The organism is Siminovitchia thermophila, from assembly GCF_016909185.1.
GTDB classification, from domain to species: domain Bacteria; phylum Bacillota; class Bacilli; order Bacillales; family Bacillaceae_C; genus Siminovitchia; species Siminovitchia thermophila.
Genome location: NZ_JAFBFH010000007.1, coordinates 63,911 through 86,126 on the forward strand (window position 1 = coordinate 63,911; position 22,216 = coordinate 86,126).

Genomic DNA, 22,216 nt, shown 5'->3' on the forward strand with positions numbered 1-22,216 from the left:
GATCAGTTAGATAACGCTAGACGTTTGATTTCACACAAGGATACAGGGCAAAGGGTGCGTGGCTTGAGAACACAGCGTAATAATAAAGAAGGAAGGTATTTTAATGATTTATGTGGGTGTCGATGTGGCGAAGCATAAACACCAAGTAGCTATCATTGATGACAAAGGCGAAATTCACGAAGACAACTTGGTTGTAGTAAATAATAAGTCGGGATTCAAAAAGCTTTACGAGATACTCTGCCGCATTGAGTCACACACCGAACAAGAATGCCAAATAGCTATGGAAGATACAGGTCATTACAATCTCCCCATCCTGCAATTCTTAAAGCAGATGAATTACCGGGTATATCGGTACAATCCGATTCTGATCAAAGAGTTCTCCAAAGTCCATACATTGAGAAAGACGAAAACGGACAAGACTGATGCCATGGTAATAGCCAAAAAATTAATGTCAGATTTCGAAAAAAGAGAACAGCTTTCAGACAGAACCTCCGCGGAACTAAAAGAGCTGACACGCTACAGACAGCGACTTGGAAAACACCTGGCTCTCCTTAAGACCCAATATACGAGAATGCTGGAAAAAAGCTTTCCTGAATTGGCTGCTTATGGTCAAATTCGCTACTCCAAGTACATGATGGAACTGCTTAAAAAGTATCCGAGCCCAAAGAGAATTGCGGCGGCATATGAAAAAACGCTTTCAAGATTCCTGGGAGTTAGCAGCAGTCAGATTCGGCCGGATACAATCAAACAGTTAGCGAAAGAAAGTATTGGGTACCACTCTGAGATCACTGAATTCGAGTTAACCCAGACGATTGAACAAATGTATCTATATGAGAAGCAAATAAAAGAAGTCGACAAGAGAATTCAGGAAATGATGGATACACTCGATTCACCAATCGTAACCATCCCCGGAATTTCTTATCGACTCGGCAGTGTAATCATAGCAGAAATAGGCAACATTCACAACTTCAATAATCCCGGTCAATTATTGGCGTTTGCAGGAATGGAACCCTCGATTTATCAGTCCGGTAAATACACGGGAGCCGGAAAAATGGTTAAACGCGGTTCCCCTTACCTTAGGTGGGCGATGTATCATGCATCAAGGTTAGTTGCGATTTACTCTCCGACATTTAAGGCATATTATGAAAAAAAGCTCTCGGAAGGCAAGCATTATAACGTAGTGCTTAGCCACATAGCAAAGAAGTTAATGAGAGTCATATTTTATCTAATGAAATCTGATGAGGATTATAAAGAAGCTCGATGATCCAAATTTAAATTTTTAAATCATCAAGCTTTTTTGTCATGCCTAATTTTCACTGAGAAAATTGATGGAATTCATCAATAACAGTATTGACTTTATATAGTTAGTCTCCTTCTTGATAAAAAGAATTTTGATGAATATTCGTCTAACATGAGGCCCCGCATTTTCTGGACCAGTCGGCCAAGGCGACCATTTGCGCGGATGAAGCAACAGGACAAGTAACATCTTGCCCGCATATGATCGCACGAAGAAAAAGCGCGAACTTCGAGGATTCTTAGTTCGAACCCGTCGCCAGCCAGGATGCCCCAGCGATGGCGAAGCCCGGGATCAACAATGCTTCGTCCGCACATCAATGCTCAAAGGAAAGCCGCAAGCTTAGACGGCCAGCGTCTACTCATCAGTTTTTTCCTTTGCATGCCGGTCTCCCATTTGTCTGAGCCTCTTTCTGTTATGTCTCACACGGTGTGAGAGATTTAGCTGCTTCCCTTTCTATAGCCGAAAAGCTGCCTTATTTGTTCGGATGAATCAAGGTATTTTATCATTTTAGTTCAACTTGTACGTAAATGGAGCAAGGTGCTTGCTTATGCAAGTATTACTCTGCGAGCTTCTCAAGATTTCCGTTTCGGTCCATTTTAAAGGTAGTGGCCGAGCGATCATCCTCGTCAAACAGGACAAGCTTCCTTGCACGGTTCAAAATTTTCATCAATGTCTCATAATCTTCCTGCATCGTTACAGATGTGTTCTCCAGTTCTTCCACTTTTTGTGACAGCTCTTTATTTTCGGCCTTTAGATCGTTCAATTCTCTTTTTAATCTCTCATTCTCACTTCTTACAATTTCAACATGAAATTCCGAATGATGGAGTTGCTGTAAATAGGCGATCACGTTGCCGAGATTTAATTCATTGCCCAACTGTGTTGTCTGATTGTTTGATATCGTTTGGTCCTCAGAAGCTCTTGATGCAGGTGTATCGATCATCTCCGTGCCTGCGGTTTGATCCGTCACCGGGGCTTGGATATCTTCCAAAGATGGTACCGGCGGCTGATACAAAAGCTTCTTTTTTCCTCCCTGCTCTTTTCCTAACAGTCTTTGTCGTTGTTTTCGTTGTTTTTTGGCCAAATCAAGTGCTTTTTCATATTGTTGGCGGACAACAGCATTCCACCGGAATCCGCAGGCCGCGGATGTTCGATTTAATTTGTCCCCAACTTCTTCAAAAGCATTTAATTGTGTACTGCCTTCACGGACATGTCGAAGAACGGTCTCAGCCAAAAGCAAATCATTTTCTTCTGTCCAGGCATCTTGACGTGTTTTCATTATAACCAACTCCCTTTGAACTTTTTTGGTTAGTTAAAGCATGTACAAGAAAGAAGGTTTTTATACCAAAATGGCAAAATAATAATAGTTTTTGATGAGACGTTCCAATTTAATCTTGCTTTCTTGTATAGAAGAAAAAATACGCTGCCTGGGAAAAAGCGCCTTTTTATTTAGCGTCCGTAGGAAAGGACGTCTGGAAGGGTGAGGGGAAGCGCCTTGAAAATCGCCATTTAAGCTGGTCGTAGGAAAGGAAGTCTAGGAAAAGATGGAAGTCGCCACCTTGATCCTGCTGCGGGAAGAGACGTCCATATGTAGGCGAAACGACAAGGAAGCCGCGCTTGAGTCAGCCGCGGGAAAGGACGTTTCGAGTACAAGTGAAAAGACAAGGACGTCCCCGCTTAAGCCTGCCAAGTACAAGGCAAGCCGACACGACAAGAAAGGATTCGTCAGCATCTCATCACAGGAAGAACAGCGCAGGCTTCGAGGACGTCGCCTAGTGCCTGCTATCCAGGGAAGTGCTAGGCGCTCGGGACAATTAGCATGATTACGCACAAAGGATGAACGTAAGATTCGAGGAGGATGTGACGAAGAAATGATAGCCCCGGTTCCTATGGCTAACTTATCTTTATGCCCAGAGCAAAACTGATCCCATCATGAAATAGTTTTAGCCCGCTGCAAACTGCACGAATCTCACACCCACTTTCCTGTTTTAGACTTGCCTTGTTGCGGGGATTGATAAGTGTGGTTTAGTCCAAAGGTGAATGTTGAAGGAGCTTGCGCTTGGCTTTTCTTTTATAAAAAGGTGAATTTTTCGGAAGCCGGGTGTTCTTTCTTTACTTGTCGAAAACCGCTATAATGAAAACATGATAGATAGGAAGAGGAGAGCCGATAGTGGATTCCAGCATTAAATTAAGCGAGGAAAAAGTGTTTAAAGATCCCGTTCACGGATACATACATGTCAGGGATAAGCTCATCTGGGATCTGATTGGAACTAGGGAATTTCAGCGGCTGCGCCGTATTAAGCAGCTTGGCACGACTTATCTCACCTTTCACGGGGCTGAGCATAGCCGGTTCAGCCATTCGCTTGGGGTGTATGAAATTGTCAGGAAAATTATTGATGAAGTTTTTGAAGGACGGCCGGAATGGAATGCGGATGAACGTTTGCTGTCACTTTGTGCCGCCTTGCTGCATGATTTAGGACATGGACCTTTTTCTCATTCATTTGAAAAAGTGTTTCGCCTTGATCATGAGAATTTTACAAAACAAATTATCCTCGGAGATACAGAAGTTAACGAGGTACTTACATTTATTAGTGACGACTTCCCGCAAAAAGTGGCTGAAGTTATTCAAAAAACGTATCATGATAAGCTCGTGATCAGTTTGATTTCCAGCCAAATCGATGCAGACCGGATGGATTATTTGCAAAGGGATGCTTATTTTACCGGCGTAAGCTACGGCCACTTTGATATGCAGAGAATCATGCGTGTCATGCGCCCTCGCGAGGATCATGTCGTGTTTAAATGGAGCGGCATGCATGCGGTTGAAGATTATATTATGAGCCGGTACCAAATGTACTGGCAAGTTTACTTTCATCCGGTGACCCGAAGTGCCGAAGTGATTTTGACAAAAATACTCCAAAGGGTAAAAGCACTGTACAAATTGGGGTATTCCTTTAAGAAAGAGCCCTTACACTTTCAATCTTTATTTGAAGAAAAAGTGACACTCGCCGATTACTTAAAGTTGGATGAACCGGTCATCTTGTATTATTTCCACATGTGGGAAGAAGAGGACGACCCTATATTATGTGATTTATGTCACCGCTTTATGAACAGAAATTTGTTTAAATATGTAGAGTTTGATCCGGCCCAGCAATATAAGGTGCTGCGTGAACTGGAGGATTTATTTCGGGATGCGGGCATTGATCCGGAATATTATTTGGCGATTGATTCATCATCAGATTTGCCTTATGATTTTTACCGTCCGGGAGAGGAAGAAGAGCGCTTGCCGATTCATTTATTGATGCCTAATGGCGAACTTTCCGAGCTTTCCAGGGAATCGGCGATTGTCCAAGCGATTTCGGGAAAAAGGCGGACCGATCATAAATTGTATTATCCCAAAGATTTGCTCCAACGCATGTCTGGGGAAAATAAAATTGCTGAGCGCATTCTTTCTATCCTGCATAGATTTTAGAATGCAGACAGATACGAATGAACGTATTGGAAAAACTGTAGCGGGGGTTGAACGATATTTATGCTTCACGATCATCAAAAATTAATGGCGGTTTTTGCTAAGGCCGGTGAAATTGTCGGCAGAAAAAAACTGCAAAAAATGATATTTATCGCAAAAAAAATGAATTTTCCCTTTGAAGAAAAGTTTGAGTTTCATTTTTACGGGCCTTATTCTGAAGAATTGACGCTTAGGGTTGAAGAACTTTGCAATTTTGGCTTTATTGAAGAAAAGAAAGAGGATAAGGGAGGATACAGCCAATATCGTTATATGATCACGTCATCGGGTCGTGAATTTTTGGAATCCGAATCGGTCAATATCCCCCTTCTTGAAGAATGTTTGACCGATATGAACGAACAAAGCGCCCGATTCCTCGAGCTTGTTTCGACTATATTATACTTCGAACATCTTCCTAAAAATAAAGTCGCAGAAAAAATTGCCGAGCTAAAAGGAAAACAAAATTACTCCTTGGAAGAGATTGACGAGGCTTATGATTATATACAATCATTGAAAAAGACAGTTTATCCGAATTAACATTCGGAAAGACTGTCTTTTTTTTAGCGTTGGAGGTTACATCAGCAAATAACAAGTACATCTGGGCAGACACTTTCCATTTAAACGATTAAAGGTCGCTGTATCTTTTGCCTCCAACGGCATAATGGTTTTTCGTCATTTCTTCTATTACAATCGTTACGGAATCAGCCGAAGCTCCCGTTGTTTCCGAAATGGCTTCCGTTACTTTTTCCACCAATGCTTTTTTCTGTTCTTCTGTCCGTCCTTCAAACATTTTGATGGTTACCAATGGCATTGTTTGTTCCTCCCCGAAAATATGATTCTTATGAAAAAGTGTATGCTTTTCACTCGCTCCTTTCAAGCAAAGAAACACAATGAATGAGTAAAGTTCATTTATTTTGTATAATATGAACAATAGACTTTAAAAAGGGGCTGGATACGTGGAAAGATTTTTAAGGTTTCCGCTGGAACAAATTCCGATCGTGGCGGCGGTATTGCTCATAGCTTTTACGGTACATGAATTCGCGCATGCCTATACCGCATATAAATTTGGAGATCCGACGGCAAAACAACAGGGCAGACTTACATTGAATCCCATGCACCATCTTGATCCGATAGGGACATTACTTATCTTTATTGCCGGGTTTGGCTGGGCTCGCCCAGTGCCAGTCAACCGCTATTATTTTAAGAATCCCCGGCTTGCGGGCATTATTGTTTCATTGATGGGACCGGTGAGTAATTTTGCCCTTGCTGTTCTCGGGTCTGCCATATTTTTCATATTGATGGTGACGGGTGTTTCTGCGCAACTGCCCATCTTTGTAATCCAATTTTTCAACCTGTTTATTTGGATGAACGTCTTGCTGTTTGTGTTTAATTTATTGCCCCTTCCGCCGCTTGATGGGTATCGTATTGTGCAAGACCTTGTTTCACCGGGCGCAAGAGCAAAAATGACGCAATATGAGCAATACGGTTCAATCATATTTTTAATTTTAGTCATTACTCCACTGTCACATTATACAATTCACCCCATTTTAAACACGGTCGTCCCTTTTTTTGTGAACAGCATACATAATGTATTTGCGCTGTTTTTGTGATAGGGAAAAGGAGGAGTTATGAAATGGAGAAAAAGAGAAAAGTTGAGTTCAATATCATTAAAGATGATCCTACCATGGGACATAAAGGCTTCGGAATCGGTTCGCTCAGCCTGGAAAATATTACACCGATTATGATTGATGTCGAGGAAGAAGAAGTCTGGATTGAGGAGCAGGCAATGCATGCCCGCAGTAAAACGGAACGCGGTGTTAAGTATTTGAAAGACAAAAGCGAGTTCCCCCAAGAGGGAGCAAAGAAATACTGGGTCGTATGGGTCGCCGTGGACATTAAAGAAGAAGGCCCGTATTATGCGGGAGTTACTGCTTGTGAACTGTGGATCAACCGTCCCGCCCGCCGCGGCTATAAATCAATGCCGGAGCATGTCAATCATTTAGATAAAGCAATGAAGGGGAGGGTGATCGTCCACAACATGGATCAACGATCGAGAAAAGTCCTCGCCGACTTTTTGAAAAATCACGATGAGAAAATGTGGCTGAACTCTAGTGAAGAACTAAGAAAAGAATTTGCTAAATAAATGGTCCAATCTTCTATCTTTTTGAACAATCTATGACAGTTAAAAAAAAATGTTATAAGCCAGCTTGCCGATTCATGGGAAAGCAAGTAAACTTAAAGATAGTTTGCACATGGCAAACTGGGACACAAAAAAGCGCTGGCTAGCGCTTAAAAAAGCTTGGGGCCGCACACCCCAAGCACTTTTTGTTTCAAAATGATAAAAAATCTTCTTTTATATATCTCATTATCTAAAAACCTAACCGTGACCGAATCTGCCGGACAGGAAGTCCAAGTGCAGGCAAAGCGACAGGACGTGGTCATTTGGGTCTGCCGCGGGACAGGAAGTCCAAGTGCAGGCAAAGCGACAGGACGCGGCCATTTGAGCCAGAGCCGCGAGACAGGACGTCGCCGCCTGAGCCTGCTGCCGGCCTAGGCGCCCTGGTGCGGGCGTGGCAAGCAAGGACAAGAAGAGCTTTGTAAGGTCTTATCATAGTACTAGGGACAGAGAGAGTGGTGAAGATTCGACTAGTATCTGTCCACTCCCGGCTTCACTTTGTACTCTCCGGCAAAGATTATGGGGATGTTTACCTTTTCGGGATAGCTTCACGGAGCTTGCTCGAAGGTAGGTGTGAGAGGATTCAACAATATTCCCGCTATACGCATTCTTTGTCGCGACGTTTCCTTTATCCTTGTGGGAGCAATGCTCGGTCTTTCATACCTATCTCCTCGTTAACATAAGCCAATCCCAGTAGCTGAAAAAACTTCGCTTACGGATTGTCCATGTTTTCGAAGAACTGCTCAAGTCGGTTCAGTATACATCGATAAAAAACAGGGATACATGTTTATGCCTTCGTATAATGGAGATCCCAAATAATGCCGAATGGGTCTTTTACTTTTGCAAATTTCGCTCCCCAAAAAGTGTCCTGCAGTTTCATGGAAATGGATCCTTTTTCAATCAACCGCTGATAAATCGTTTCGATCTCTTTCTCACTTTGTAATTCGAGTGTTAACGAAACTTGGTTGCCAGAGATTATATGATTTTCCGGCAAAGTATCCGATACCATCAAAATAAGATTGCCTTTTTGAAACTTCGCATGAATGACTCTTTCCTCAGCTTCTGGAGGGGACGGAAAATCTGCTTCGCCAAAGGTCATGATTTCTACTATCTCACCATCGAAAACATCCTTATAATATTCCAGTGCTTCTTTCGCATTTCCACCAAATGTAAAATAAGGAGTTGCCTGATACTTCACTTTTCTTCACTCCAATCAAAGTTTTGATTCTCAGTCTTTTTCATTATAAACTGAAAAAGTCTCATTACTAGCATCTTTTCATCTTGAACAGGAATAGGGAGTGATCACCTTGCTAGCTCATATAAAAAAGTATTATGTACAAATTTCCTTAGTCGTACTGCTTACACTTGGAGCTATTATGTTGGAGCTTCTGCTGCCGACACTCATGGCTAATGTCGTCGATATTGGAATTGTAAAAGGTGATATTCCTTACATCTTAAAAACCGGGGGCCTTATGGTCATTTGTGCATTGGCAGCTGTTTTGCTCATGACGGGGGTTTCATTTTTTGCATCACGGACAGCCCTTGGTTTTGCAAGAGATGTCAGGCGGGACTTGTTTGTCACCGTCGAAAATTTTTCTGTCCAGACGTTTGAAAAAATCGGAACAGCTTCCTTAATTACAAGATCAACGAACGATGTGAAGCAAGTTCAAGATGTATTAAATATGGTTTTGCGCATGATGACACGCGCTCCTCTTATGCTCGTTGGAGGAATTGTTTTGGCGGTTGCGAGGGAGCCGGGCCTTTCGGTTGTTTTTCTCGGTTCACTGCCGATTTTGGCGTTGCTGATTTTTTTCATATCCAGAAAAGCCATTCCGTTATTTGCAGCGTTGCAAAAAAAGACAGATAAACTGAATCTCGTTGTCAGACAAAGCCTGACGGGGGTCAGGGTCATCCGGGCTTTTAACAATGTTGAACATGAGAAGCAGCGGTTTCATGCCGCGAATGAAGATTTTCGAGATACCGGGATTCGAGTCAATAAAATGATGGCCGTTCTTTTTCCGGTCATGATGATTGTTATGAATTTCACGAGCATCGCGATCGTCTGGTTCGGTGCTGTCAGGATTGACCAGGGCCTCATGCAAGTTGGAAATTTAATGGCCTTTTTACAGTACGCCATGATGATTTTAATGTCATTAATTATGCTTTCTTTTGGCTTCATCATGATTCCCCGGGCGCAAGCTTCTTTAAAGAGGATCAATGAAGTACTCCTTATGGAAAATGATATTTTGGACCCGGAAACACCGAGAACCAGGAGAAACCTAAACGGAGTCATCACATGTAAAGACGTCTCGTTTCGGTACGCCGGAGCCGAAAAACCCGTATTAAAAAATGTATCATTTGAGGCCAAGCCCGGTGAAACGACGGCAATTATTGGAAGCACGGGTTCGGGAAAATCAACACTTCTGAAACTCATACCAAGACTTTATGATGTTGAAGAAGGCACTGTCTCGATTGATGGGGAGGATGTCCGGAACATCTCCCAGCAAGAGTTGAGGAAGAGGATCGGTTATGTGCCCCAAAAAGCGATGTTATTCAGCGGCACAGTGGCAGACAATTTGCGCTATGGGAAGGAAGATGCGACCGATCAGGAAATGTGGGAAGCGCTAGATATCGCGCAAGCTTCCGGATTTATAAAAGAAAAAAATGAAGGATTACATTTGTATGTCGAGCAGGGGGGAGCGAATTTTTCAGGTGGACAAAAGCAGCGGCTTTCGATTGCGCGGGCCATTGTTAGAAGACCTGACATTTATTTATTTGATGATAGCTTTTCAGCACTAGATTTTAAAACGGATGCAAAATTGCGGAGTGAACTTTTCAACATTGCGAAAGAGGCTACGATCATCATTGTCGCCCAGCGTGTCAATACGATCATCCATGCAGATCAAATCATTGTGTTAAATGAAGGGGAAATAGCAGGCATTGGAACACATAAGGAGCTGTTTGCAGAAAATCAAGTTTATCAGGAAATTGTATTATCCCAACAAGCCGGGGAGGAAGGGGCATGAGTAAACAAAGCAGGCGCCCGAGCTTCCGTCCAGGGCCGGGTGGCCCGCGACATGGGATGGCCCCGGGTGAAAAACCTAAGGAATTTAAAAAAACATTGAAAAGGTTGCTGTTTTATTTAAAACCAAGAAAGGTTCAACTGACTTTCGTAACTATAGCAGCCATTTTTTCAACATTGTTTAACGTCATTACACCAAAGTTGTTGGGGGATGCGACGACTTCCATTTTTGCGAGTGTTACAGGCGGTACGGGAATTGACTTTCCTTTCTTAAAGCAATTGCTCATGCTGTTGCTTGGTTTATATGTTATTTCTTCCCTCTTTACTTATTTACAGCAATATTTAATGGCTGGGGTCTCCCAGAAAACGACGGCTGATCTCAGAAAAGCCGTAAATGAAAAGCTCACCCGCTTGCCGCTCCGTTACTATGACCGGCATCCGCATGGTGATATTTTAAGCCGTGCTATCAATGATATTGACAATATTAACAACGCCATTCAACAGGCGCTTTCGCAAATGATTACCTCGTTCATCAGCATTGCGGGAATCATGATCATGATGTTGGTGATTAGTCCGACATTGACCCTTGTGATTTTGATTACTTTTCCATTGAGTGTCCTTGTCATCAGGTTGATTGCCTCCTTCTCCCAGAAGCATTTCGTTGGGCAGCAGATGGAACTGGGAAAAATCAACGGGCACATTGAAGAAATGTTCTCAGGCCACCAGGTGGTTAAGGCGTTTGGACATGAAAAAAGAGCGATAAAAGAATTTGATGAAGTGAATGAACGGCTTTACGAGTCCGGCTGGCGCGCTCAGTTTATAAGCGGGATCATGATGCCGATGATGTCATTTGTCGGGAACTTGGGATTTGTCTTTGTAAGTATTTGTGGAGGTCTTCTTGTTTTGAACGGGAGCATTCGCATCGGGGATGTGCAAGCTTTTATTCAATATTCACAGCAACTTTCGCATCCGATGACACAGGCTGCGGGAATCGCCAATATGGTGCAAACGGCAGTCGCTTCGGCAGAACGGATTTTTATATTGTTGGATGAACCGGAGGAAAAACAGGAAGTGCCGGTGAATAAGGATCTTGGTAAAGTTCAAGGTAAAATTACTTTTGAGCATGTTCGCTTTGGTTATGAAGAAGGGGAACCGATTATCAAAGATTTAAACCTGGAAGTGGAACCTGGCCAAAAGATTGCCATCGTTGGACCTACAGGTGCCGGCAAAACAACAATTATCAATTTGTTAATGAGATTTTATGAGGTTGATAGCGGAAGCATCTGGATAGATGATATGGATATTCGCGATCTTACGCGTGAACAAGTCCGATCGCTGTTTGGCATGGTGCTTCAGGATACGTGGCTTTTTAACGGAACAATCCGGGACAATATTGCATATGGGCGTAATGGCGCGGCAGATCGAGACATTATCCAGGCTGCCAAGAGCGCTTATGCCGACGACTTTATCCGGACATTGCCCGATGGGTATGATACGGTTCTGGAGGAGGATGCCTCGAATATTTCACAGGGCCAGCGCCAGCTCATTACGATTGCGCGGGCCATTTTGGCCGACCCGAAAATGTTGATTCTCGATGAGGCGACAAGCAGTGTCGATACGAGGACAGAAATGAATATTCAGCGGGCGATGAATCAATTGATGTCAGGCCGCACAAGCTTCATCATCGCCCACAGGCTGTCAACGATACGTGACGCTGATGTAATCCTCGTGATGAATCGGGGCGACATTATCGAAAAAGGGACACATACAGAACTGATGGAACAAAACGGATTTTATACGGATCTGTATAAAAGCCAATTTGCATAGCCGATTTCTGATGCCAACATGAGAAAGCGGAATGCCTAAGGGATAAATTGGCCGAGCCGCTCCCCATTTTCGGTTGAGCGGGCCCGTCCAGGGAGGAAACCGCAAATCTGATCATGACTCCGGGCAGATCGTGCCCGTTTACCAGAGAGAACGAAAAAACGGTCATCAGTACTTTGAAATAGAGGGAGTCCGATCAGTCGAGCTTTCGGCTTTTGGACACCCTCTTCTTCTATTTAAAAACATGGTGAGATCAACATTTGTACATTTTACCTTTTAAAGGAGCATTCTTTGCTGACTGTTCCACTCTGTCACTCGAATATTTTTTCCCACCACCGCTTTTTCGCTTCTTTTTTCCGTGGAGATGTTTCCAAAGGTTCATCTTCCAAGTGGATGATGCAATGTTCGGCCGGCTCCGTTCCTTTTACAAAGTAAGTGTTGCGAAATACTGGGCAGGAGGTAGTGGCGATCTTTCCGCTTGTCGGGTCAATCGGGACAGCTACAGTATTGGCCGGAGGCAAGAAGGCATGATCTTTTTCATCCTGTCCTTCCAGAGCCTCTTCCATAAAGCGAATCCATATATTTTTGGCGTACAACTTGTCTGCGGTTGACGTCATTTCTTTTCCTTGATCGTATCCGGTCCAAACTACGGACGCCAGTTTTGGGGTAAATCCCGCCATCCAGCTGTCAGCATTTGTTGAACCGGACTTGCCGGCATATTCGCGGGACATTTGATTGACAACCGATGCACCTGTTACAGAGGCATAGCCGCTTAGCTTCGGATCAAACATCCCTGTCATCATATGGCTTAATACAAATGTGAGTTCCGGCTTTAACACCTTCTCTTTAAAAGCGGGTGCTTCGTAGATGACTTTCCCGCGGTAATCTTCCACTCGTGTGATAAACACGGGTTCAACCTGTGTCCCGCCGTTGGCAATCATGCTGTATGCATTGAGCAGTTCAATTACTTTCACCCCCGATGCTCCCAGTGCCAGGGAAGGAACTTTTTTTAATTCGGATTGAATACCCATTTTTTTGGCTGTTTCGATCAGTGCCTCTTGTCCCAGGAACAAGTGAGTTTTGACGGCGTACACGTTGTCTGATACGGCAAGCGCCTGGGCCATCGTTACTTCTTCATTCGCATATTGGTTGTTAAAATTATGCGGAGTATATTCTTGATGCATCCCGTCTAATCTGAACGTTGTCGGTTCGCTGCGCAGCATTGTGGATGGTGTAAATCCGCGTTCCAATGCCGCGTAGTAAAGGATCGGCTTGATCGTTGATCCCGGCTGCCTGACTGCTTGCACCGCCCTGTTAAACGGGCTTTCATTGTAGTCTCTTCCACCGACAAGCGCTTTGACATATCCAGTGTCAGGTTCCATCGCAGCAAATCCAACCTGTATTTCCGATTGATCGGATATGGTTTTCTGAACAATTTCTTCGGCAATTTTCTGATAATGTACATCCAATGTCGTAAACACTTTTAAGCCGCCGAGTTCAACAATCCGATTATCCAAGCCTGCTTTTGATGACAATTCTTTTTTTACAACATCATAAAAATAGGGCGCGAAATCTGTTTTATGGTGCGGATGTTTTCCGATGAAATGAAGCTTTTCCCTTTTCGCAGTCTCTTTTTCTGCAGCAGAGATTTTCCCCGTTTTCTCCATGGCCGTTAAAATCAGATGCTGTCTTTCTTTTGCCTTTTTAGGTGAGACAAGGGGAGAGTAAATCCCCGGTCCTTTCGGAATCCCAGCAAGCATGGCGGATTCCGCCAGAGAAAGCTCATTCGCGCTTTTTCCAAAGTAAAATTGACTGGCGGCTTCAATGCCATAGGCACCATGACCGTACGAAATTGTATTCAAATAGCCTTCAAGAATATCATCCTTGCTGTAATTAAACTCTAGGCGTATCGTATAAAATGCTTCCAGCAGCTTTCTCGTCCATGTTTTCTCCAACGTTAAAAATAAATTGCGGGCGTATTGCTGGGTAATCGTACTTGCTCCTTGGACTTTGCCCATGGATTTGATGTTGGCAAGCATGGCTCCGCCTATTCTTTTTACATCGAAACCTTTATGTTCATAAAATGTCCGATCCTCAATCGCAATGATGGAATCAATGGCATCGGGAGAGACATCCTCGAGCGAGACCCAATACCTTTTCTGCCCGCTGTTGCTTTCCCCGATAACCGCTCCATCCGCCGCATAATATAAAGTCGATTGTGGGATGGAGAGCGGAGGGGGACCCAGCACCTTTATCCACAAGAAAAAAGATAGAAGCAAAATGCCAACAGCAGTTGCCCCCATTAAAAATAAAAAGAAAAAAATGCGTACCGTTCTCCATGTCTTTTCCTTTGTTACTGCCTCCATCCCTTTCACCCCCGAAAATTCTAGTAATCTTCTTTCAACAGTATGAGAGAAAACGGCCAAATTTATTCATCAAGCGCGTAATTTGGTAAAAAATAAGGCCGATTTTTAAAAAGGGGGTGGCATCTTACAATAAAAGAAGGGCTTACAACATTATAAGAACGGACCTTCAATGAACTGATTTTAGCAAGCGGGACGACTGGATTGTTTCGAAACAAAATACGCAAAAAAATGAACCTTTTGCAAATAACATTGTCGTTCCATGGACTTTCTGCCGGGTTTTTCCTATAATATAAAGGTTATATTAAGCATAAAAGGAAGTGATGGCATTGACGGCTGAAGCAGAAATACCAGTCAAAATCCATCTCATAACAAAAATCCGGCTTGATGATGAAGAGGAAACGTACGAATTGGTCGTTTTTGGACATTATTTTAAAAAAAATAATAAAGTCTACTTAACATATGATGAAGTCCAAGAAGAAGGGACAGTTCGTTCAGTTGTAAAAGTGGATGAGGATGAGGCCACGATCTTAAGAAAAGGCGTCATAGACATGCGCCTCAAATTTTGTTTGAATGAACAAAAAAGCGGGTCCCACATGAGCGAATTTGGAAGCCTTTTGTTATCGACCAATACGAGGGGCATCTTCTTTGAAGAAAGCGCCGAGAAATGTGAAGGCACTGTAAAGCTGCATTACGATTTGTTTATGCAGGGTGCCCATGCGGGTGAATATGATATGGAGATCAATTATAAGGAGGAATAGGTGACTATATGAATGTTGTTGAGAAGATTCAGGAAAGTTTAAAGCAGGAAATTGCAAACGCCGTCTTAAAAGCGGGTTTGGCTGCAAGAGAGCAATTGCCTGAAGTAATCTTGGAAACACCTAAAGACAAATCGCATGGAGATTATTCTACAAATATGGCCATGCAACTGGCTAGAGTGGCGAAAAAAGCCCCTCGTCAAATCGCTGAAGAAATCAAAGATCATTTCGATGGAACGAAGGCATCTATCAAGAAAATTGATATCGCGGGACCAGGCTTTATTAATTTTTACATGGATAATAGTTACTTAACAGATTTGGTGCCTGCTATTTTGGAACAAGGCGATCAATATGGCCGATCCAATGCGGGAAAACGAGAGAAAATTCAGGTTGAGTTTGTTTCGGCCAACCCGACCGGAGATTTGCATCTGGGCCATGCCCGCGGAGCAGCTGTAGGGGATTCCCTTTGCAATATTTTGGATATGGCGGGTTACGATGTATCAAGGGAATATTATATTAATGATGCCGGTAACCAAGTACATAATCTTGCGTTGTCGGTGGAAGCCCGTTATTTTCAGGCGCTCGGAATGGATAAAGCAATGCCGGAAGACGGTTATCATGGCCAGGATGTCATTGAAATCGGGAAAGAATTGGCAGAACGGTACGGAGATGAATTTGTCCATAAAAGCGAGGAAGAGCGGATTGGCTTTTTCCGCAAATACGGCCTGGACTTTGAACTGAAAAAATTGAAAGACGTACTGGAACAATTTCGGGTTACGTTTGATGTGTGGTATTCCGAAACGTCTTTGTACGAAAGTGGAAAAATAAAGGACACGTTGGAACTGCTTGAGGAGAAAGGTCATCTGTACACGAAAGACGGGGCGACATGGTTTCGCTCTACAGATTTTGGCGATGATAAAGACCGTGTATTAATCAAAAAAGACGGTACTTATACGTACATCACGCCGGATATTGCTTACCATTTGGATAAACTGAACCGTGGTTTCGATAAGCTGATCAACATTTGGGGGGCGGACCACCATGGTTATATTCCCCGGATGAAAGCGGCGATTGAAGCATTGGGATTTGATCCTGGGCGCCTAGAGGTGGAAATCATTCAGCTCGTTCACTTATATCGTAACGGAGAAAGAGTGAAAATGAGCAAGCGTTCTGGAAAATCTGTCACAATGAGTGATTTGATTGAAGAAGTAGGCCTAGATGCTGTCCGATACTTTTTTGCGATGAGAAGCGCGGATACACATATGGACTTTGACCTCGACCTGGCCGTGGCGGAATCGAATGATAATCCCGTTTTCTATGCCCAGTATGCCCACGCCCGGATTTGCAGCATATTGCGCTCGGCTGAAGAGAAAGGCCTGTCTATTGAGAGTGACATTGACTTCTCAAATCTGAAAAGCGAAAAGGCTGTGGAACTGCTCAAAAAGCTTGGTGAATTTCCGCAAGAAGTAGCAGAAGCGGCTGCCAAACGCATCCCGCATCGCATCACAAATTATATTTTTGATTTGGCGTCGGCTTTCCACAGCTATTACAACGCTGAAAAAGTATTGAATGAAGATAAGCCGGAAGAAACAAAGGCAAGGCTCGCTTTAGTAAAAGCTGTGCAAATTACGATGAAAAATTCCCTTACCCTTGTCGGAGTAGCAGCGCCGGAAAAAATGTAAACCAAATGAGGAGCGGAAACGCTCCTAAGCTTGTAGAGAAAGTAAGTAATATTTTTTCTACAAGCTTTCTTTATACTAAGTATATAGAAGATGCATCTGCTTCATTTATTTTTTAAGAAAACGACTTTCACCCACCTAGACTTGCCTGTCTAGCTGGGTGGCAATCTTCTAGGAGCAGAAATGCTCCTTTTTTGTTACATTCGATTACTGACAACTCGCCTGTTTATTCGTTATATTCCTATAATGATATGGTTCGGTCAAGCTGACTAATGTTCTCGAAAATATCGGCTGAAAAAAGGCGGCATTTTTACATAAAGTGGGAAAGTAATTGGTTGAGCTACATCAACCGATCTGTGTTACCTCAAAAAAGTTTTTAGCTGTATTATCGACGTAGGTTTGTTTTCAAGGCAATCTACTGGATCTTTGTAATCTTATGTATGATGCAAAATCAATATACATCTGGCACTATATACCATATAATCAATCATTTGATTAGTTCCTTTCCCCTCTCAAAAGCTCGCCCCCAATAAATGGAGGAAAAATACCAACAATATCCAGTTGACTGTCTCAATCTAGGCATTTTATATTAAAGTAAAGCCTAAGTAAGGGAAGTGCTATCAACAACGATTATACTGTTAGGATTTACTTTGGTGTCATGCTTGGCGCAAAAGCCGCCATGTCACTATTGAAAACGCTTAGCCTACCTTGTAGCCTACGACTATGATTTTGTATCGGTAAAGAAATCAAAAGCTAGATGATCATTAACCAGGAAAAAGCCAAAGATACGCGTGTTATTGCACAGCTCGTGAAGGGTGGTCGATACTCTGTACATAATCTTGAGGGCCTAATACTGAATGATAAATAAAAGTGCAATGAAATGTAGGTCATTCATTATTTTTCAATTTCTGTCTATTTGCTTTTGAAACATTCATATTGATTACAGAGGCTATGTCATTCAAGTGCAAGCCCGTTAATCTTTTCCACAAGCTGAAAAGCCCGTTTAACTCCAACACTACTACGTTGCAAGCATTTCTTCGGAACATTTCACGAATATCAAAAGGAAGTGGAAATCAACTCAAAGATGCGCCAAGCTGCTTTTCCATTACAACCCTTAAACTCGTAACTCATTTACCATTCGTTATTTAGTTAGTTGATCTCTTAGGATCAGACCTTCTACTTGCTCGAATAATAAATAGGTGTTTAAAAGCATTTGGAAGATATTTTAATGATATAGAGGGGGGCTTTTTCCATGATAAAAAAACTATTAACAGGTTTCATGATTTTAGCTATCATACTAAGTCCAATTGCGCCAAAAAATGTGTTAGCTCAACCAAAAGAAGATTTAACATCTATTACATTTTCAAACTGGATCAGAACATTGGGCTCTCAATATCCGTTATTACAATCATACGGGTTAGTTATCCTAAAACAACCAAACATAAATATAAAAAACATGAGCAGTTTAAATAATCATCAACAAATCGCAAGGTCGAATGTGCGTGAATGGCTTGATTATTACAGCCCCAAGTTAATCTACTTAAACGAGTCCTTGAATAGTTTAAGTCAAAGGACAGATCAGTATTATAACCGTTTATATCAATTAGCAGGACAAATTGATAATGAACAAGAAAAAAAAGAATTTTTAAATCGCTTTAATCGACTACAAGATACTGTGGAAGATATTCAAATCAGTATGCAAAACACATCTACTGATTTGAATACATACAAAGGGTTATTGATTTCGGACAATCAAGCCTTGGCGGAAAGAGCTGAAAAAGCGATTCATGAACTAAGTGGAGACAACGGCGAAGCTGTAAAACTAGGAGAACAAATTAAAAAGCTCTTGGCAGAAATCCAAGAAGAATTATTAAAAATATTAAACAATCCCGAAGAAGTATCAGAATTTTCATTTAATTTCGGTAAGCAAATTTACGACTTAGTTAAAACGAGTGGTAATACAAAGACCATTGATGTTGCGTCCTTAGAAGCTCTGGGGAAAGTATTGGTGAACGCTAAAAGCTTTGAAACAAAACAATATGCTAGATCTATCCAGCAAAAACACGAAGAGCTGCTAGTGCTTATGAAAAAGCTATCAGAAGTTGAAATGCAAATCACAGAAGTTACTGTCATGGAAGACCAAATAGTTGGTTTTGAAGCAATGGTTAAACGCGAAGTAACTATTTTAGATAAAGTTGCTAATGAATTTACTGCTTTAAATAATGTTATGAATAGCCTGGCAGAGGATGTAGAATCAGGATCTATAACTCCTGCCGAATTACAAAAACAATTGAAATACCTCAAAGCTATTATTCGTGACATTGACGAACAGACGAAACAATTTGAAGGTTTCACCACAAATATCAAATAAATTAGCTCTTTCAAGGAGGTGCCAAAAGTGGCCAAAAAAATGTATAAGCCTATTATGGTAATTGTCACGGCGGGAACAGTTGCATTTAGTATGATTGCGCCTTCTTATGCTAGTGCAGAAGCGGCGAAACAAGAAGCTGTACAAGTGAGCCAGACTGACAGTTATAAGAAATTTCAATTAGGACCGGACGGCCTTCGCGAAGCCATAAAAACAACAGGCTCTAATGCACTTGTTATGGATCTGTATGCACTGACCATCATTAAACAGCCAGATATCAACTTTAAAAATGTTAGTGTCATAGCCATACCTTTGCAAACAAAAATAGTGGAGGATCAAAGTAATGCGAGAGAAAATGCCAAGACATGGCTTGATCAGTTAAAACCACAATTAATACAAACCAATGAAAATATCATTAACTATGACAATAAGTTTGAAGGCTATTATGAAAAACTATTAGAAGCGGCAGATCAAAAAGATCCAGCAGCTTTAACCGCAAGGTTAACCAGACTATCCGACAGTGTTATGGAAAACAAGCAGGCGGTAGATAAACTAATTGTTGATCTAAAAAAATTCAGAGAAAAATTAGAATCGGACACAAAAAATTTAAAGGCCCATACCAATGAGATAACCACTATTTTAGCGAGTCAAGAAACAGGTATCCCGCTTCTTAAGAATCAAATAGAAACATACTATGACGCTATAAATAAATATAACAATATTCTAATTGGCTCTGCGGTAGCAACTGCCGTCGGTCCACTTGCAATAGTTGGTGGAGTAGTTGTATTAGTCACAGGTTACGGAACGCCACTAGGTGTTGGGTTAATAGCCGGAGGAATCGGATTAACCGGTGGCGGAACAGCAGGAATTGTATTAGCTAAAAAAGGTATAGATGAAGCAGAGGCACAGATTAAAGCTCTCACAGGAGAGGTTACAAATGCTGAAATCCAATTAGCCGGTGTAACCGCCATAAAACAACAAATGCAATATTTAACGGATACCATCGACATTGCGATCGATTCATTACAAAACATGTCTACACAGTGGAACACAATGGGCGCGAAATATAAAAGTCTAATTCGTAATATCGATGTCTTAAGCCCACAAGAATTTGATCTTTTAAAAGAAGACCTGCAAATTGCCAAGGCAAGCTGGAAAAATATTAAAGGCTATGCCGAAAATTTATACGTGGAAGAGATTAAAGTAGTCGATAATCAATAGCTTCAAAAGCCAAACACCCGATTAACATTGAAAAAGCGATAAATGAAATGAAATCTTTTTAAGGAAAACTTCTCTTCTTGCAGGAGCAGAGATGCTCAGTCTTTTTAGACGGGGTTCAGCTGGCACTGCTTATGCAAGAAGCCTTTCCTTGAAAATGGAATGTATTCCTTTAGAGCTTGTCTCAGCAGATGTTTATTTTTGATATAACTAAAATATTGGAAATATTATTTCCAACTCCAAATGGGTGATAGACATGAATAGGAAATGTTTTAGAAAAACTTTGGTTATCATGATAATCACTATTTTTACAATAGCCTGTATAACACCAAAAAGTGTGGTATTTGCCCAACAACAAACTGAAAATAAACTCGGACCTGACAATTTTCAGGAAGCGTTGAAAGATGCAGGTTCAAATGTAGCGATATTGGATTCCTATGCTCAAACAATCTTGGATAAAGAACTGCCAACTTTAAATGGTATAACCTCCATCAATGATGAATTAAGAGGCAATATCACAAAAAATCTGACGGGCGCACAAGCAAACGCCAATGATTGGTTAAATGATATAAAACCTAATATGAGACAGTCGATCAAGACGGTCGTCAACTTCAATGATGTGTTTCAAAACCATTACGATAGCATGTTAGAGGCTATTGAACAAAAAAACAACCAAAAATTAGAAGCCGAAATATCCCAATTATATCAGAGTATACTGGAATATAACCAAAAAGTGGATGTAATGGTGGAAGATTTAATGAAGTTTCGAGACAGGTTAAGTAACGATGTCAGGAGCTTGAAAGGAAACGTGAACGAGCTGCAAACCAGTCTTTCCACATCAAATGCGGATATCCCATTAATGAGAAAACAAATTGAGTATTACAACAGTGTTATTAGTAGTGCGAACGGAAAAATAGCTGGTGGTGCCATACTATGCTTAGCTTTAATTACTTGTATAGCTGGTGGACCAATGATTGATAGCGCTGTTAAAGAAAAAAATCATGCGGATGAGGAAATAGCTAAACTAGAAGAGAAAATAGCTGGAATAGAAAAGGAACTGATTCTTGTAACAGATATACAAAGCAAACTAAATTATATGGCAGACACTACTGATAAAGCCATTAACTCACTCCAAAGTATATCCAACCTCTGGAATGTAATAGGGGCAAAATATCGTAACCTGTTAGATAATGTAGATAATTTTGACTCAAAAGATTTTGAGTTATTAAAAGAAGATTTGCAAATATCAAAAGCCAGCTGGGAACAATTAAAACAAGTAGCGGATAATCTGTATACTGGACTAGAAAATAATAATATTATAGAAGAGGTTCAATAGGGTCTCCTTAATAACTAAGGTTTCCCTTTTTTTTTGTCAAAGTTATATGCAAGAGTAGGCGGAAATCTATACGAACACATTACTGATCAACTTGTATTATGATAAAGATTTTTTTCATTTGGCGGCAAGTTAAATGGTCGAAGCCAAAATAAATCTATCCAGTGGGGAGATGCGATTCAGCGGAACAAGGCTTTTCCCCTCGAGCGCTGATCATCCACGGAACACCTGAATGTAAGTGAGCAAGAGACAGTAGAAGACAAATTTCAGAAAATCCGTATCTTCCACTCTTCATTCGCTTGTCATCTTTTTTTTGAAAATGAGCCATTTGGCGCACTTCCGAAACGGCTAGGCCTCCATCAACAACCAAGCAACCAATGAGTCGTAAAAACACAGATAAAAAACCTCTCCGGAAGATCAGGGGGAGGATGATTCTTCCGATAGATGACCAAGACCAAACAGGCTGTTCAGGTTCGGGTAGCGCTGGCGAACAAGGGAATTGCCGGATCAATCAAGGAAACTTGCTGCTGGATGCCATTTGCGCCCTAGAGGACACCCAGGAGATTTCCGTTTACTGAACGAAAGGGTGAAAAGCTGGAAGGAATGACCGATACAGTCCATGGGTTTATTGTTCTATTTGGCAAGTGAAAAAATGTATGAACTGGCAATGTAACATCCA

At 41.7% G+C, this 22,216-nt stretch carries 18 protein-coding genes; 14 read left to right on the forward strand and 4 right to left on the reverse strand.

What is annotated here, in order from left to right; translation table 11 throughout:
- The first annotated feature begins 103 nt into the window (after window positions 1-103).
- Complete coding sequence (locus tag JOC94_RS06700; protein ID WP_077109671.1) at window positions 104-1,264, forward strand: IS110 family RNA-guided transposase; 1,161 nt, start codon at window positions 104-106, stop codon at window positions 1,262-1,264.
- Between the two features lie 589 nt (window positions 1,265-1,853).
- Here the strand turns inward: JOC94_RS06700 and JOC94_RS06705 are convergent.
- On the reverse strand, window positions 1,854-2,576 hold the full coding sequence (locus JOC94_RS06705) for an RsfA family transcriptional regulator (RefSeq protein WP_171973793.1): 723 nt from the start codon (window positions 2,574-2,576) through the stop codon (window positions 1,854-1,856).
- Window positions 2,577-2,838: 262 nt separating this feature from the next.
- Between JOC94_RS06705 and JOC94_RS06710 the strand changes: the two genes are divergently transcribed.
- From JOC94_RS06710 to JOC94_RS06720, 3 genes are all read left to right on the forward strand, one after another.
- Entirely contained in the window at window positions 2,839-3,117 is a 279-nt protein-coding gene (locus tag JOC94_RS06710; RefSeq protein ID WP_077109669.1) for a hypothetical protein, read from the forward strand.
- Window positions 3,118-3,464: 347 nt separating this feature from the next.
- Window positions 3,465-4,763, forward strand: coding sequence for an HD domain-containing protein (locus tag JOC94_RS06715; RefSeq protein ID WP_408021905.1), 1,299 nt, complete (start codon window positions 3,465-3,467; stop codon window positions 4,761-4,763).
- Between the two features lie 60 nt (window positions 4,764-4,823).
- Entirely contained in the window at window positions 4,824-5,333 is a 510-nt protein-coding gene (locus JOC94_RS06720; protein WP_205178882.1) for a YwgA family protein, read from the forward strand.
- Window positions 5,334-5,421: 88 nt separating this feature from the next.
- Here the strand turns inward: JOC94_RS06720 and JOC94_RS06725 are convergent, their stop codons facing one another.
- Entirely contained in the window at window positions 5,422-5,607 is a 186-nt protein-coding gene (locus tag JOC94_RS06725; RefSeq protein WP_077109666.1) for a 2-hydroxymuconate tautomerase, read from the reverse strand.
- A 145-nt stretch (window positions 5,608-5,752) separates the two neighbouring features.
- Here JOC94_RS06725 and JOC94_RS06730 point away from each other — a divergent pair, with 145 nt between their 5' ends.
- Both JOC94_RS06730 and JOC94_RS06735 read left to right on the forward strand, forming a co-directional pair.
- Window positions 5,753-6,406 carry a site-2 protease family protein gene (locus tag JOC94_RS06730; RefSeq protein WP_205178884.1) on the forward strand — a complete coding sequence of 218 codons (654 nt, stop codon included), beginning with the start codon at window positions 5,753-5,755 and terminating at the stop codon, window positions 6,404-6,406.
- A 23-nt stretch (window positions 6,407-6,429) separates the two neighbouring features.
- Window positions 6,430-6,939 carry a YwhD family protein gene (locus JOC94_RS06735; protein ID WP_077109664.1) on the forward strand — a complete coding sequence of 170 codons (510 nt, stop codon included), beginning with the start codon at window positions 6,430-6,432 and terminating at the stop codon, window positions 6,937-6,939.
- Window positions 6,940-7,759: 820 nt separating this feature from the next.
- Here the strand turns inward: JOC94_RS06735 and JOC94_RS06740 are convergent.
- On the reverse strand, window positions 7,760-8,170 hold the full coding sequence (locus JOC94_RS06740; protein ID WP_077109663.1) for a VOC family protein: 411 nt from the start codon (window positions 8,168-8,170) through the stop codon (window positions 7,760-7,762).
- Between the two features lie 100 nt (window positions 8,171-8,270).
- Here JOC94_RS06740 and JOC94_RS06745 point away from each other — a divergent pair, with 100 nt between their 5' ends.
- Both JOC94_RS06745 and JOC94_RS06750 read left to right on the forward strand, forming a co-directional pair.
- Window positions 8,271-9,998, forward strand: coding sequence for an ABC transporter ATP-binding protein (locus tag JOC94_RS06745; RefSeq protein WP_077109662.1), 1,728 nt, complete (start codon window positions 8,271-8,273; stop codon window positions 9,996-9,998).
- Between the two features lie 56 nt (window positions 9,999-10,054).
- Window positions 10,055-11,821 (forward strand): ABC transporter ATP-binding protein, encoded by a 1,767-nt coding sequence (locus tag JOC94_RS06750; RefSeq protein ID WP_077109734.1) that lies wholly within the window; start codon window positions 10,055-10,057, stop codon window positions 11,819-11,821.
- A gap of 308 nt (window positions 11,822-12,129) precedes the next feature.
- Here the strand turns inward: JOC94_RS06750 and JOC94_RS06755 are convergent, their stop codons facing one another.
- A complete protein-coding gene (locus JOC94_RS06755; protein ID WP_077109661.1) occupies window positions 12,130-14,184 on the reverse strand; it encodes a transglycosylase domain-containing protein in 2,055 nt (684 codons plus the stop codon).
- 326 nt (window positions 14,185-14,510) lie between these two features.
- On the opposite strand from JOC94_RS06755, the gene JOC94_RS06760 reads away from it, so the two are divergent.
- From JOC94_RS06760 to JOC94_RS06785, 6 genes are all read left to right on the forward strand, one after another.
- Complete coding sequence (locus JOC94_RS06760; protein WP_083717229.1) at window positions 14,511-14,942, forward strand: DUF1934 domain-containing protein; 432 nt, start codon at window positions 14,511-14,513, stop codon at window positions 14,940-14,942.
- A gap of 8 nt (window positions 14,943-14,950) precedes the next feature.
- Entirely contained in the window at window positions 14,951-16,621 is a 1,671-nt protein-coding gene (gene argS / locus JOC94_RS06765) for an arginine--tRNA ligase (protein ID WP_077109659.1), read from the forward strand.
- A 1,249-nt stretch (window positions 16,622-17,870) separates the two neighbouring features.
- Window positions 17,871-18,989, forward strand: coding sequence for an HBL/NHE enterotoxin family protein (locus JOC94_RS06770; protein ID WP_205178886.1), 1,119 nt, complete (start codon window positions 17,871-17,873; stop codon window positions 18,987-18,989).
- Between the two features lie 27 nt (window positions 18,990-19,016).
- Window positions 19,017-20,207: a non-hemolytic enterotoxin subunit B gene (nheB, locus tag JOC94_RS06775; RefSeq protein ID WP_321189651.1), complete on the forward strand. Its 1,191-nt coding sequence runs from the start codon at window positions 19,017-19,019 to the stop codon at window positions 20,205-20,207.
- Window positions 20,208-20,460: 253 nt separating this feature from the next.
- Complete coding sequence (gene nheC, locus JOC94_RS06780) at window positions 20,461-21,540, forward strand: non-hemolytic enterotoxin subunit C (protein WP_083717227.1); 1,080 nt, start codon at window positions 20,461-20,463, stop codon at window positions 21,538-21,540.
- A 425-nt stretch (window positions 21,541-21,965) separates the two neighbouring features.
- Window positions 21,966-22,115: a hypothetical protein gene (locus JOC94_RS06785; protein ID WP_171973787.1), complete on the forward strand. Its 150-nt coding sequence runs from the start codon at window positions 21,966-21,968 to the stop codon at window positions 22,113-22,115.
- Window positions 22,116-22,216 lie beyond the last annotated feature (101 nt).